We start from the raw sequence: 14,101 nt of genomic DNA, 5'->3' as shown, positions 1-14,101 counted from the left end.
TTCATTCATTGTACCGACATTGAAGAACAAAACTACGTTTATTATAAATCCTGTCGCCAACAAAGGCCGTGCTGCAAGAAGCGCCGATCTTCTTCGTAATGCAGTAGGGCTACGGCGTGATGCAGTCGCTTACTGCAGTGAATATCCCGGTCATGCTCTGGAGCTTGCCCGTAGATCACTCGATCAAAGCCGGGCTGTAGTTGCCTGTGGTGGAGATGGCACTGCACATGAAATCGCCAATATTCTGGCTTTTTCGGATGTATGCCTTGGTATTCTTCCTTCCGGCTCGGCAAATGATTTCATTAAATCACTCGATCATCGCTTTGGGTCTGATTATCCGATCGATGCATATATGAAGGCAGGTTCGGTTCTGACCGATATGGGGAGGGTGATGGGAGAAAAACGGTTTCAGCGTTACTTTCTCAACTCTCTTGGAATGGGGTTGACCGGCAGAATCGCTCTCAGAGTCAAAAATACACGATGGATGAAGGGTGATGTTATCTACCTCAATGCCCTGCTTTCTGTGCTCTTAGGTTATAAACCACCAAAAATGCATATTAAGCTCATTACTCCGAATTCATTCATAGAGATGGAGGAGTCGATCTTTGCGTTTTCAGTCGGCAATGGCCGCATCGAAGGAGGAAAATTTCATATTGCACCTGAAGCTGAGATCAACGACGGTCTTCTTGATGTCTGTATTTTAAAGGCTGTGCCTAAAGCAAGGTTTTTCAGCTATGCCTTGAAATATATGCGGGGCACACAGATTTTCGATCCTCAGGTTATCTACTCAAAAGTGCGTGCAATTGAGGTCGAGCTCTTTGAGCCGGAAGTCATGCATATGGATGGTGAAGTATTTGAAGATATACAAGGGAAGATAAGGATTGAAAGTGTTCCTTCTTCCATAAAAGTGCTTTGTTAAGCCATAAGGTAGAACCCACTGTTTATAATCTATGCAGATCGTTATTTTCGAAGATGAAGTGGTTTATCAGTTTGGCCCACTGGTGCATTTCAAACCTGTCTACTGCCTTTCAACCGGCTGTAGGACCCTGTTGGAAAAGTTTCGTTTTCATCTCGGACCCGATGTCGCTTTTTCATGTCACCTTCGATCGTATCTGAGGCCGGTTTTTCATGATTATTTTTCTGTTTTTCAGCCGGATAATGGCCGGAGTCGGGATCTTCTGTTGGTAAATGGCCGGCTTATTTGTACCGAGAGAGTGGCATCCATAATTCGTTACGGTCCACCGGCTCCCGGTCAATGCCTTGTGCAGGGGGATGATCTGATTGTTGCAAGGATGGATGCCGGGGAAATTGTCGGTCCTGAAGGTGGTGGGCTCGAGGTTATCGATACGCAAGCGCTGATGGCTGAGGCTGAGAACGTGGTGGTGGACGGTTTCAAGCTGCTCTGCAATATTTGGGATCCGGTTGCATACCATCCCGAAGAGATTGAACGTGAAGCCGGAACTCTCGAGCTGGGAAGAATCATGGGTGAGGTATCCTCCCATGCAGTGCTGGAGAACCCTGAGAACATCTATATCGGGCAAGGAGCAAGGGTGAAACCCGGCGCTGTTCTGGATGCAGAGTCGGGTTTTGTTTACGTGAGCCCCGGTGCTCTTATTGAGCCACAGGCTGTGCTCGCAGAAAATGTCTTTCTCGGTGGTTCGGCTGTTGTGAAAACAGGTGCGAATCTGCATTGCAATGTCAGCGTCGGGAGAGCGGCCAAAACAGGTGGGGAGATTGAGGATTCGATTGTCGAACGATATGCAAATAAACAACATGACGGATTTCTCGGACACTCCTATATTTCGTCATGGTGTAATCTTGGGGCCGGGTCCAATACCTCGGATTTGAGGAACAATTACGGAAAGGTCAAAATAGTTCTTGATGAACGGGAGGTCGAAACCGGAGAGCAGTTTTTAGGGCTTTTAATGGGAGAACATACGAAGTGTGCTATTAACTCGATGTTCAATACCGGCACGATTGCCGGGGCATCTGCAAATATTTTCGGTAGAGGTTTTCCTCCTAAAAACATACCTTCTTTTTCATGGGGTGGTCCCGGGCAAGGTTTTCAGCACTACGATGTGGATAAAGCTCTCGAAACAGCAAGGGTTGTGATGGCTCGCAGAAATATCGCGATGAATACGGCTTATGAAAAAATGTTTCGATACGTTGCCGCAATGGAACAAGGCAGAAAAGTTCAGCTCTGACTTTCACGAGGGGGTTACCAGTAAACGTTTTTAACGCAAACATTGTCAATGATTCTTGTAATAGATAATTACGATTCGTTTACCTACAATCTTGTGCAATACATGGGAGAGTTGGGGGCGCTTGTTGAGGTGTATCGTAATGACGAGATCGGGGTCGAAGACGTATGTGATCTTGGTCCTGATAAAATAGTTATATCGCCAGGTCCCGGGACACCACGAGATGCCGGTGTTTCGGTTCCGCTTATCCGTACAGTTCAGGGGAAAATACCTGTTTTAGGTGTGTGTCTCGGTCATCAGTCCATAGGTGAAGCTCTGGGAGGGAGCGTTGTCCGGGCTGTTGATGTTATGCACGGAAAAACTTCACGAATCCATCATGACGATGAGGGAATATTTGCCGGAGTGGAAAACCCTTTTATCGCAACACGGTATCATTCGCTTATTGTCGAAAGGGAGAGTCTGCCGGAGGAACTTACGGTGAGGGCTTGGACGGAAGACGGGGTCATTATGGGGATGGACTGCCGGGACAGGCTTCTTTATGGTGTTCAATTTCATCCGGAGTCCATCATGACCGTTGAAGGAAAACGTATAATCGGAAATTTTCTTGATCTTTGATAAGCATGCCTCTTTCGGGAAAAACACGCGCTGAAAATAAACAGCAAGCCCCTGCCGTTCGTCCACCGGATACGAAGTACGCAAATCAAACTGATTTTGCCGGTGATGGGTGGAGGGTTTTCAAAATCATGGCAGAATTTGTAAACGGGTTTGAAAAAATGTCCGATACAGGTCCGGCCGTGAGTGTTTTTGGATCAACACGGGTGGGTCCCGATCAGATGGAATATCAGCTTGCCGAGAAGGTGGGGGGGCTGCTTGCCAGGAAAGGTTTTTCAGTCATTACCGGTGGTGGTCCGGGTGTTATGGAGGCTGCCAACAAAGGGGCGCAACAAGCTGGAGGTGTGTCTGTCGGCTTTAATATTGAACTTCCGCTTCAGCAGACTCCCAATGCTTTTATCGACCGGGAACGGTTGGTGACGTTTCAGTACTTTTTTGTTCGCAAGGTGATGTTTCTGAAGTATTCTCAGGCTTTTATTGTTCTCCCAGGGGGCTTTGGCACAATGGATGAGTTTTTTGAGGCGGCAACACTCATTCAGACTCAGAAGAGCAGCCGTTTTCCTATAATATTGATGGGTAGCGATTACTGGCGTGATTATTATCGCTGGATGCAGGGAGCGATGTTCAAAGAAAAAAGATATATTGCAAAAAACGATCTGGATTTTATTTTTCTGGAAGATGATCCTGAGGACGTTGTTGAGATTATCGAGGGTTTTTATCCGGAAGGTTACAAGTTGAATTTTTAATGCTATCCGCTCTGAAAAGATTTGCAGTTTTCTTCCTAAAGATACCGCTTTTGTCATCAACAATTCTCTGCAATCTCGCCGCTATATCCTCGGTTTCATCTTTTAAAAGGAGCGCCTTTTGCGTTTAGCCTTGGATGATAATGTGTGTGGAAAAATACGTGGTTGAAAAGCGGGAGTGAGCGGTGAATATGTGTAAAAGGATGCAAAAGACTGCCGTAGCGGAACTTGTTTGTTTCGTATTGTTGTTTAACGATTGTTATCTTTGTGTGAAAACTTGTGCTATGATATGATCCCGGCAATGGGAGTGAAATTTTTTTTGCTACAATGTAATTCTCCGGGATTGGCCGAGGATGAGAGGAGGTCAAGCTTTCATGGTGTTATTTGAAAAACTTCAAGGGAATGTATAGTGATTTTTCCGTGTGAAAAGGCCGTTTGGTACAATCTTCCCCAGATAAGGGCGGATGTAGCGGCAGGATTGGTTAAAACAGGAATGACCCAGTCACAGGCTGCTAAAAAACTTGGTGTAACCCCAGCAGCTGTGTCTCAATATCTGAACAAAAAAAGGGGACAGCAGGCTGTTAAAAGCGAATCATATCTTCAAGAGATCGACGTAGCCGTAAAAAAAATACGTGACGGGGCCAGTACGCAAGAACTGCAGTCCATTGTCTGTAAGTGTTGCCAGATCATTACGGCTGAAAGAGTGGGGGCGGAAAGTCTGTGCAACGATAATGTAATGGAGTAGAAAGGTATATGGGCAGTAATGGAGTGAAAGAACCTGCTGTTTCATGGTCTTTCAGAGAAGGCATTTTCTTTTCTGTCGCCCTTGTTGCTGTAGGTTTTATTATCGAGGCAACAGTGTGGGGAGGGCAGGGGGTGCTCCGACCTTCCTGGCCATGGAATGTCATCATTCTTCTGTTATTTATCGTAAATATTGTCATTGCAGGGTTGGTGCTGAAGGACAAGCCTTTTATTCGATGGCTCGGGGGAATCCCTTTGGGGCTCTGTCTTATCATTGCTATGGCGGTATTGTCATTTTTCGGGGGTGTATTGCCGCAGGGAGCTGGAACAGGGCCTTTGTGGGCACAGAATCTGGGACTGAACAGTGTTTTTTCAAGCTGGCCCTTTATCCTGACAGTGTTTTTTTTTCTTGTCAACCTCGGATTGTCACTGGTTTGGAAAACCGTGCCGTTCAGGAGTGCCAACCTTCAATTTATTTTATTTCATGGAGGGTTCTGGATCGCGCTTGCTTGCGGACTTATCGGTTCGGAGGATTTCCGACGGGTAATCATTCCTCTCTATGAAGGAAAGGCTACACCGAGTGCTTTCGATCCTATCACAAAAACCACGCACGATCTTCCTTTTACTCTCTATCTCCATGATTTCGAGATGGAGGAATATGAGCCACGTCTTATGCTCTATGATGTTGACGACGGAGTTTATGAGCTCAACAAGTCCCGTACTTCGGGAGAGATTACCGAAGGGGCGGTTGTTTCATGGAGCAGTTTGAGCGTGACGGTTGACGAGTTTCTTCTCACTGCCGTCATTGATGAAGGTTCCGGAGTGCCGGTTTCAACCGATTCCGATCGTGGTATTCCATACGCATTTCTTTCGGGAACGCATGAAGGAAAGGCTTTTTCCGGTTGGGTTAGCACCGGCAGCCCTTTTGAAAGGCCGGTGGAGCTCAGGGTGGGAAACCGGGTGCTTAGTCTGTGGCCGGGTTCTCCGAAGAAGTATCGTTCAAGGGTAGCGATCAAGAGCGATGAAAACGGTGACGTCATGACCGAGGTTCTCGAAGTCAACAAGCCGGTTAGTGTAGACGGTTGGATGCTCTATCAGCTGGATTATGATGAAAAATTGGGGAGATGGTCGGAACTCAGTATTGTGGAAGGGATAAGGGATCCTTGGTTACCGGTGGTTTATGTGGGCTTTTTCATGATTCTTGCAGGTAATACGCTCTTTTTTTGGAAAGGGATAAGGAATAAGTAGTTGATGGTTGCTGATAAATATTTTTACTTTTTGTTGCTATGGTGGAGAATCTGGAGGGTATACACGCATGACTTGGGTTGAGTTTCAATATGCAGCAGCCGGTGCGATAGCTTGCTGGGGCATTGGAAGTCTGTTGAGTGTTTTCTTTGCCAAGCAGCGTTCATCGAAAGCTTTGGGAACAGCATTCATGATGGCTGGTACAGCAGTCATGGTTTTTTTCCTGATTGCTTTCTGGATTGAAATCGACCGTCCCCCGTTACGAACGCTTGGGGAAACACGTCTTTGGTATGCAACTCTTATTCCGGTTGTCGGTTTTCTCGTGGAGTATCGTTGGAAGGTCAGTTGGCTGAAGTATTATTGTGTGGCTCTGGCTTCGTTTTTTCTCGGGATCAACATTCTTTTTCCCGATGTGTATGACAAGACGCTCATGCCTGCGCTGCAGAGTGTCTGGTTTGTTCCTCACGTTGTAGTTTATCTGATCGGTTACGTTTTACTGGCCGCTTCTTCAGCAGCGGCATGGCATAATCTTTACAGAAACGATCGGTCGATAAACGAAGAAGGGAAGGCTGTGAGCCATTATCTGGCATTGCTGGGGTTTGTGTTTTTAACTTTCGGACTGGTTTTTGGGGCGTTATGGGCTAAAGAGGCGTGGGGGCATTACTGGACATGGGACCCTAAAGAAACATGGGCTCTGATTGCCTGGCTCGTCTACCTTGGTTACATGCATGCAAATGCTGCAAAGGTCAATGAGAAGAAGCTGCAATGGTACCTTGCGATGGCGTTTTTGGTGCTTCTCGTCAGCTGGTTCGGGGTTAATTATCTCCCATCCGCTCAGAGCAGTATTCATGTCTATTAGTCGAAATAGTTAATTATCTTTTCCCTGAATCAGGATAGATAATAACAAGAGGTCACCTATGATGATGCGCTGGATAACATTGTTATTTATAAGCCTTTTTCTCTTTTTTTCAACAGCTTTTTCCCCGGCACGGGCATCGGTTTTTGGCGGACAGTCGCACGTCTCGGCAGATCTGTTTGTTGTCGATAACTCATCGGAAGATGGACTCCTCGTAGCTGTGCACATGACGATGGAACCGGGTTGGCATGTCTACTGGCAGAACCCGGGTGAAGCAGGGATGCCTGTGGAGATAGAGTGGGAACTGCCTGAGGGACTCAAAGCTTTGCCACTGGAGTTTCCTGTGCCGGAACGTTTCGATGCGGGAGGAGTGATAGGATTTGGCTATAAAGATGAAGTGGTTCTTTTTTCAAGAATTGTCCCTGACGGGGAACTGAGCGATCGTTCGGTCGATAGAGCAGTGTTTCCCCTGAAAGCCAAGCTGTCATGGTTATCCTGCAAAGAGGTATGTGTTCCGGGGTCGGATTCTTTACAGTTACAACCGGATAAGGCGGATGCTGTTCAGCAGGCACTGGCCGATACATTCCGTAAGAGGATTCCGCGTACCATGGAAACGTATGATGGGGATCTTACCATTGAACGGATTGGCCATAGAAAAGGCGATAGTGGCGGCTATCTGGAGATTGTTTTCGCCGGAGCTACTGCTCTGGGCTTGAAGGATTTTTTCCCCCTTTTTCCTGAAAAAGGGGTGAAGCTCGACGGGATAATCCTAACCGGTAAGTCGGTTACGGTTCCTTTGTTGGAGGGTAGCCTGCCGGAAAAAGTCGAGGGGGTCGTTGTGACGGAGACGGCGTCATATGTTGTTGGGGGGATGGTCGGCAAGCAATCGGAAACTTCGGCAGTTTCGTCTGTTTCAGGTTCGCTTCCTCTGATGCTTGTTTTTGCATTTTTTGGGGGGATGCTGCTTAATGTCATGCCTTGTGTGCTTCCTGTCCTGGGGTTGAAAGTTTTCAGTCTTATCGGTCCCGATGCCTCGGAATCAGGGAGGAGAACCGGTCGTTTTCTGAGCATGGTTTTTGCTGCGGGTGTTATGTTTTCTTTCTGGGTTCTTGCAGGGTTTGTCTGGATCTTACAGGGCATGGGTGCGCAGATAGGCTGGGGATTCCAGTTCCAGTCCCCTGCATTCGTCATGTTTATCGCTGCTGTTGTTTTTGCTTTTGGTCTCAATCTTTTCGGCCTTTTCGAGTTTGACGCTCCGGTTGTATCCGGTAGGGTTGGTAAGGTGGCGACCCATCATGGCAGTCTCGGGGCTTTTGTCAGCGGTGTCCTTGCGACAACACTTGCAACACCCTGTACTGCGCCTTTTTTGGGTACGGCGCTTGGTTTTGCTTTCGCTCAGCCTTCATGGGTAGTGTTTCTTTTCTTTACGATTATAGCTGTGGGGATGGCTTTTCCGTATGTGATTCTTGCGTGGCATCCATCCTGGCTGAAGTTCCTCCCCAAACCCGGGCACTGGATGTACATTTTCAAGCAGCTGATGGGGTTCGTGCTTGTTGGAGTTGTTGTTTGGCTTGCCTCGATATTGAATGCGCAATCAGGTGGTGACGGGGTCCTGAAACTTTTCATGCTGCTGCTGATACTTGCTTTTGCTCTCTGGCTTTTCGGAAACATTGCCGGTCATGGGGCATCTTTCCAAAAAAAACTCATGACCTGGGGTATTGGACTGCTGGCTGTCATAGGGGTTTATTTTTTTCTTATACCCGACGAGACGTCAGTAAAGCGCGATGTTGGTGCTGCTGCTGAAGGAAATCAAAGCTATATCGATAAAAATGGTTTGGTATGGCGGGACTTTTCACCGGTTTTGCTTGATGCCTTGATGCAAGAGAAAAAAACGGTGTTTCTTGAATTTACGGCAGACTGGTGTCTTACCTGCAAGCTTCTCGAAGCAAGTGTACTGAGCAACCGGTCGGTAAGTGACGCTTTACAGCGTCCTGGTGTGGCTGCTGTCAAAGCCGACTGGACAACTCGTGATGATGCTGTAACTGCTTTGCTGCAGAGGTTCGGGAGATCCGGAGTGCCGCTTTTTGTGATTATTCCGCAGGGAGATATGGAGCGGGCGATTGTTCTGCCGGAGGTTGTGACTGTTGACATGCTTCTTTCCGCTCTGCGGGAAGCGCAGGCATGAAAGGATTGCCTCCTCTTCGCATACGAAGGTCTTCGTGCAAGAAGAGACCGCAGAATGTATTCTACAACTCAAGAATCATGTGTGATTCGGTTGCATGGGCGCGTAGCATCGTCGCAAAACTGTCAAGAATATTCCACCCGTATTTGTTTATATAATAGAAAATATTGACCACTCTTTCCTGGGGAACATCTTCAGGAAAGAGTGCTGTTGCAGCCTTTTCCAGCTGTGCTACAAGTTCATCATGTTTCTTTCGGCTGGAGCGATGCGTTTTTTGTCGAATACCATCCATTACTTTTTCAACCTGCCGCATTGATCCGCTAAGAACCTGCTCGAGGTTACGATCGAGCTTCGCAAGCATTGGTGAGAGAGCCTGAAGTTCTGCGAGCATGTTGTTCTCGACATTGTCCAGAACAGCATCAAAATCATTGTTTTCAGCGCCTGAGATAGCGTTCTTCTGCAAAATGCGGAGATTGTGAAATGCGGTATGATAGATCTGCTTTCTCGACAGGTTCGGCCTTCCGGTTTTCTGCAGTACTTTGTCCATGATTCTGCTTATGGCAGGTTCTATAAGGGTGAAGCTGCCTCTTGGTATGATAAAGGGCATGTGAAGTCCGAAATGTTCATATGCCCTGCGATATTGGGCCAGATAGCTTATCTCGCCCGGCCCTGCAATGTATGCGAATACCGGTAGAGCATGGTCTTGCACCACCGGCCGCAAAATGACATTCGGACTGAACTGTTCGGGATGATCTTCACAGATTTCCAGCATCTGGTGCTTGGAGTAACGGTATTTCTCCGGAACGATGGTGAACGAGTCGGCCGAAGGCTGTTCGATTTTTGTCCGTTGGTCGTGATGGTTGAGATAAAAAAGGTTTACCGCACGAGGTTTGGCCTGTGCCTGATAACCCATGTTTTCGAGTAATGAACTTTGTTCGATGACGCTGTGTGAAGTATGCGGGCTGGTTTCGAGTTCACGATGGAAGACATCTTTTGCGAGTTTCTTGAAACCGGAGTCACTTGGTGAAAGGAACAGCAGCGGATAATCTCTGAAAAGGAAAGCCATCGTTCTGCCAAATGCAAGTTCCAGTGTGCTTTCCGGAGTGTAAAAGCTTTGTAGAGCCGTGGCGATTTTCTCTTTGTGCTCACTGTCCTGCAGGAGAGAAATAAATGAGGAGACGGCTTCGGTTATGCCCGGGCCCATGATGGTCCGGCTGAGCATCTGGTCGGGAAGTCTGTTCCAGGCATCAAGGGTAACGTGTTTGAGCCGACCAGCCTCAAAAAGGGACGCTGTTGCAGATTCGTCGAAATCATGGTCTTCGCCTTCAATCCAGAAAAGAGGGAGAAAGTCGTATTCAGGGAACATTTCTTTCTGACGCTCTGCTACGACAACAGCGGTAAGTGCTTTGTAAACGGAGTAAAGATTTCCTGTGAAAAGTCCGGGTTGCTGGCCTGTAATAACAAGCATACAGTGTGAAGAGCCGAGTCTTTCTATCGATGCAATATGCTTTTCGTCAGTTCCGAACATCCTGTTCTGCCTGACAAGTAATTCCACAAGCTCATCCCGTTTGTATTTCCGTGATAAAAGGATGTTGAGATGCTTATAGTAGTCGGTTTCTTTTCGGTAATCGAAGTGGAAAAACCTGCTTGTCAATGTTTCATGCAGTTCGCCCTCTTGAGTGTAGTCGCTGAAAAGCTTTGAAAAACCTTTTTTGGGGGCTTGTATGTCTCGATAGTCTATAAGAAAAGAGTTCACGGCCTATAGTTCTATTTGTTTAGTTTCCAGCACCGGATATCTTGAAGTGCATCATGGTTTGTCATATCGATGGAGATAGGCGTAACGGCAATATAGTTCTCTCTTACAGCATATTCGTCATACGACAAGTCGTCATCCAGTAACTGAAGCTTGCCGCTTAGCCAGTAATAAGGGTTGCCATACATATCATCGCGCTCAATCGTGTTTTCAGCCCAGCGGGATTTACCCTGAGCTGTAACCTTTACTCCTTGGATTTCCTGTTCAGGTATGTTGGGGATGTTTACCGAAAGAACGGTATCTGCAGGAAGTCCTTGGCGAAGTACTTTCCGAACGAGTTTTCTGGCGAATTTTCCGGCGTAGGTGAAATCTGCGTTTTCATAGGTAGTGAGTGAAAATGCTATTGACGGTATACGCTGTATAACTCCTTCGAGTGCAGCGCCTACAGTTCCCGAATACAGTGTATTTGTTGCCGTGTTGCTTCCGTAATTGATGCCACTGACAATAATATCGGGTTTTTCGGAAAGAATGTGGTTCAGTGCGACTTTGATACAGTCGACGGGGGTGCCGGAGACCGTGTAGCCGAAAAAACGACTGTTTCTGGTATACCGTTTCACACGAAGCGGTATGCCGAGTGTCATTGCATGGCCCATACCGCTCCGCGGTTCGGATGGTGCAACCACTGTTACGTTTCCGATTTTTTTCATCGAGGCGGCAAGGACATGCAATCCTTCACCATCGATACCGTCATCGTTGCATACCAGAATGCGGGGTTTTTGCTTCTGCTTCACGTTCTTTGCTTGTATGGTTATACAAATACTTACGGGTTTCTTTCGGCCGCGGTTAAAATACAAAAAACCGTAAGTAAAAGCTTCCTTTGTGGTGTGGCGGTAAATCGGGGTTCAGCGTTCTCAGAACTCATGGCCGAAATTGAAATAAAAAACGGTTTCCGCAAAACGTATTCCCGAATCGTCATCGCCGTTTTTATCATCATCGAAGATGAACGCTTTACCTGCAGTGAAGCTGGCAGGTCCAAGGGGCGTATTCCAGTTCAGGCCTGCGCCGAAACCATGGATGATGTCCTCGGCTGACATTTCAGATCTGTTTTGCCAAACATTGCCTGCATTGTAGTAGAGCAGGAATGAAGAAGGAAAGATGATGTCGAATGGAGGGCTGTAACGGAAATTGGCTCCAGCGGAAGCGACGTTTCTGCCGATGAGGTCGTTTTCTTGCAAGCCGATGAATCTGCGGCTGTAAGGACTGCCTGCTCCCCCCAGGAAAAACATTTCCGAAAAAGGCAGGCCTTCGCTGCTGAAGCCAAGAGAGAATCCGAGCTGGCCGGAGACTTGTTCACTGAATGAAATGTTTTCCTCATGTTCCAGGTGGGCCTGCCAGAACGTTTGGTCATTGAGGATTTCCGGCGTGAATGTGTAGCGCAGATTGGTGTGCCTTCCTTTGGTTGGCAGAAAAGAGTTGTCCCTGGTGTCAAGAGCAAACTCGAAGGAAGCCGAAGCTATGTCGATGTTTTGAGTTTCAAAATCTTCACTTTCTTTGTCGTACGTTTGACTGTTCTTCGCAGTCATATCAAACAGTAATTGACTGCTTTTTCCGATTCTGGTCCCGAAAGAGGAGGTCACACCGAACTCTTGTATGCTGAATTTCTTTTCCTGCCCGGAGTCGGAGAAGAAAAATTCTTTCGAATACCGGACGTTACGTATATCCAGGTTGCGCTGGTCGTAAAACAATTTTGTTGTAAACGTCAGATTGGTAGCGCCGATTCTCGGCATATTGAATTCAAGATTGGCGCTGCTGTTGTTTTTTCCGATTTTTCCCCATCCGCCAATTGAATTTGCCGTTCCATAAAGGTTTTCGTTTCTGAAATCAATCATGGCTTGAGCATCGTATGTTTCGTCATATCGTACGCCAAGACGCAGTACGTTCGAGGGCTTTTCATTCAACCTTATCCTGAGTGTGCGATTGTTGCTCGTCGTTTCGGAAAGAGAGTCTTTTCCTGAGATGCCGATCGAAACGCGGTTGAAGGCGCCTGTTCCGAATAGGTTGTCGATCGAATGTTCAAGGTCCTCGAGCCTCAGGGCTTTCGATGTATCTATTGCCAGTTCCCGCATGATGGGGGTTGGACGTGTGATGTTTTTGTCCTGAGAAATGGCAAGTGTGGAAATTTTTCCGTCGGACAACCATACGCAAAGGGTTCCTTTTTGGACATCGGCACGTTCAATGTCAATAAGCGGGTACCCTTTTTCCCTGAACAGTTTGAGGAGTTTTTCGAGGGCCTCGCTCCCTTCTTCGTTGGTGTAATCTTTCAGCATCAGGTTGCTGAAGCAGCTGTCGATTTCATTTTTTTCAAAGGGGACGACAGCATTGATGAGTTTGACGTTGTCGAATGAAGGCGGAGTTTCACAGAAAAATACAATTTCCCTGGCTTTATGATCGATTGTAGCATACACTTTCGTAAAACGATCGGTTTCAAGCAATTCTTTCAATGCTTCTTCAACGTATGATGCGTTTCGTATGATTTCGCCTGCAGGGTGATAGTTTTTCAATGCCTCTTTCCCTGCACCGGTGATTCTTATGGATTTTTTATAAGGAGCGAGTGCTGTTTTTTTCCGGGTGGGCAGTGAAATATCCTGACGGATTTTAGGGGCGAGAGCTTTTCCGCTTTTATAGCCGGCATTGATAATTTCCGGAAGCTTCGAGAAATCGATTGCCGGGTTGTTGCCGACATCCGGAGCAATTACCAGGTCCGCTTTTTCGAGCTGGCGCGGATACTGTAACTCGATCAGAATGGTCATAGTCTGATCGGCAGCCTGCCATGGGATGTCGATATCTTCTGCAAGAGTGTACATGCTGCCTCTTGTATCTACACCGATTTTATAATCGAGATGAGCTTTTTCAAGCTCATCAACCGCAAGGTTCGCTACAAGTCCGCCGTCGGCAAGTTTGTGTTCGCCGAGCTCTATGGGTTCGAAGATGACAGGGATAGTGCTGCTGGCAAGCATTGCCTCGGAAAGCGTCCCATCGAAAAGGGTTATGCGTTTGCCTGAAACCAGGTCGGTTGTGACCGCTTTGAAAGAGGTCGGAAGGGTTGTGAAAGATCCTGCAGGATGGTACAGGGCGTTCATTGTCAGAAGGTCGAGAACTCTGGTCAACTTTTGGGCTGAACTCAGGGATTTCGGGATAACCAGCTTGAAATTCTCGAAACGTATAGCGATAGTCGCTCTGTCTCGGATTTTCTGGTGTTCGAGGAATGTGCTTGCCCTTGGCGCGTCGTTATCCAGGGAAAGGAGGTCCTCCCAGGGAACTTCCAGCGCGATTTTTTCGAGATCCGCTGCATTGTACCCTGTACTGTAAAGACCTCCTACAACGGCTCCTATGCTTGTTCCGACGATGGCGTCTATCGGGATGTTTTCTTCTTCCAGTGCTTTGAGGACACCTATTTGGGCCATACCGTTTGCTCCTCCGCCCGAAAGTGCAAGGCCAACGGATTTTCTGGCAGGTCGCATATGGTAGGCAATAGCATGACGTTTGAGAGGAAACGTGAGAGTATCCGGATACACGGTTACCTGGTTTTGAGCAAGAAGAGGAGTATGGCCGGTCAGGACCAGAAGACAACTGCAGAACAACAGGGGGATGAGAAATCTGGTTTTGGACAATTGATGACTCCAGAGGGTTGTTTTGAGTTCTCAGGGTGACTTCATATCTTCACTGTAAATCCAGGCAAGAGCATTTGCGGATGAATGCCGCGTCGGT

11 protein-coding genes are annotated in these 14,101 nt (G+C 47.4%); 8 read left to right on the top strand and 3 right to left on the bottom strand.

Features of this window, described 5'->3' with window-relative positions:
• Positions 1–19 precede the first annotated feature (19 nt).
• From CR164_RS02545 to CR164_RS02510, 8 genes are all read left to right on the top strand, one after another.
• Complete coding sequence (locus CR164_RS02545; protein WP_110022367.1) at positions 20–919, top strand: diacylglycerol/lipid kinase family protein; 900 nt, start codon at positions 20–22, stop codon at positions 917–919.
• Positions 920–950: 31 nt separating this feature from the next.
• Positions 951–2,204, top strand: coding sequence for a GlmU family protein (locus CR164_RS02540; protein ID WP_110022366.1), 1,254 nt, complete (start codon positions 951–953; stop codon positions 2,202–2,204).
• A gap of 48 nt (positions 2,205–2,252) precedes the next feature.
• A complete protein-coding gene (locus CR164_RS02535; RefSeq protein ID WP_110022365.1) occupies positions 2,253–2,816 on the top strand; it encodes an anthranilate synthase component II in 564 nt (187 codons plus the stop codon).
• Positions 2,817–2,821: 5 nt separating this feature from the next.
• Positions 2,822–3,559 (top strand): LOG family protein, encoded by a 738-nt coding sequence (locus CR164_RS02530; protein ID WP_110022364.1) that lies wholly within the window; start codon positions 2,822–2,824, stop codon positions 3,557–3,559.
• Positions 3,560–3,965: 406 nt separating this feature from the next.
• Positions 3,966–4,301, top strand: coding sequence for a transcriptional regulator (locus tag CR164_RS02525; protein ID WP_110022363.1), 336 nt, complete (start codon positions 3,966–3,968; stop codon positions 4,299–4,301).
• 8 nt (positions 4,302–4,309) lie between these two features.
• Complete coding sequence (locus CR164_RS02520) at positions 4,310–5,545, top strand: cytochrome c biogenesis ResB family protein (protein ID WP_110022362.1); 1,236 nt, start codon at positions 4,310–4,312, stop codon at positions 5,543–5,545.
• Between the two features lie 67 nt (positions 5,546–5,612).
• Positions 5,613–6,401: a cytochrome c biogenesis protein CcsA gene (ccsA, locus tag CR164_RS02515; RefSeq protein ID WP_110022361.1), complete on the top strand. Its 789-nt coding sequence runs from the start codon at positions 5,613–5,615 to the stop codon at positions 6,399–6,401.
• 58 nt (positions 6,402–6,459) lie between these two features.
• A complete protein-coding gene (locus tag CR164_RS02510; protein WP_239994438.1) occupies positions 6,460–8,583 on the top strand; it encodes a protein-disulfide reductase DsbD family protein in 2,124 nt (707 codons plus the stop codon).
• Between the two features lie 61 nt (positions 8,584–8,644).
• On the opposite strand, the gene bshC is transcribed toward CR164_RS02510, so the two are convergent.
• The 3 genes from bshC to CR164_RS02495 form a co-directional block, all read right to left on the bottom strand.
• Entirely contained in the window at positions 8,645–10,336 is a 1,692-nt protein-coding gene (gene bshC / locus CR164_RS02505; RefSeq protein ID WP_110022360.1) for a bacillithiol biosynthesis cysteine-adding enzyme BshC, read from the bottom strand.
• 11 nt (positions 10,337–10,347) lie between these two features.
• Complete coding sequence (gene surE, locus CR164_RS02500) at positions 10,348–11,124, bottom strand: 5'/3'-nucleotidase SurE (protein WP_110022359.1); 777 nt, start codon at positions 11,122–11,124, stop codon at positions 10,348–10,350.
• A gap of 120 nt (positions 11,125–11,244) precedes the next feature.
• On the bottom strand, positions 11,245–14,004 hold the full coding sequence (locus CR164_RS02495; RefSeq protein WP_239994437.1) for a patatin-like phospholipase family protein: 2,760 nt from the start codon (positions 14,002–14,004) through the stop codon (positions 11,245–11,247).
• Positions 14,005–14,101: the final 97 nt, after the last annotated feature.

The organism is Prosthecochloris marina (assembly GCF_003182595.1).
Classification (GTDB): domain Bacteria; phylum Bacteroidota; class Chlorobiia; order Chlorobiales; family Chlorobiaceae; genus Prosthecochloris; species Prosthecochloris marina.
Note: the sequence above shows the minus strand (reverse complement) of the source record. Positions and strands in the feature narration are given on the sequence as shown.

What these genes read in the sequence shown, in the direction of transcription:
- CR164_RS02540 (WP_110022366.1), top strand. Translation starts at nt 951, where the DNA reads ATGCAGATCGTTATTTTCGAAGATGAAGTGGTTTATCAGTTTGGCCCA.
- CR164_RS02535 (WP_110022365.1), top strand. Translation starts at nt 2,253, where the DNA reads ATGATTCTTGTAATAGATAATTACGATTCGTTTACCTACAATCTTGTG.
- CR164_RS02530 (WP_110022364.1), top strand. Translation starts at nt 2,822, where the DNA reads ATGCCTCTTTCGGGAAAAACACGCGCTGAAAATAAACAGCAAGCCCCT.
- CR164_RS02520 (WP_110022362.1), top strand. Translation starts at nt 4,310, where the DNA reads ATGGGCAGTAATGGAGTGAAAGAACCTGCTGTTTCATGGTCTTTCAGA.
- ccsA (WP_110022361.1), top strand. Translation starts at nt 5,613, where the DNA reads ATGACTTGGGTTGAGTTTCAATATGCAGCAGCCGGTGCGATAGCTTGC.
- CR164_RS02510 (WP_239994438.1), top strand. Translation starts at nt 6,460, where the DNA reads ATGATGATGCGCTGGATAACATTGTTATTTATAAGCCTTTTTCTCTTT.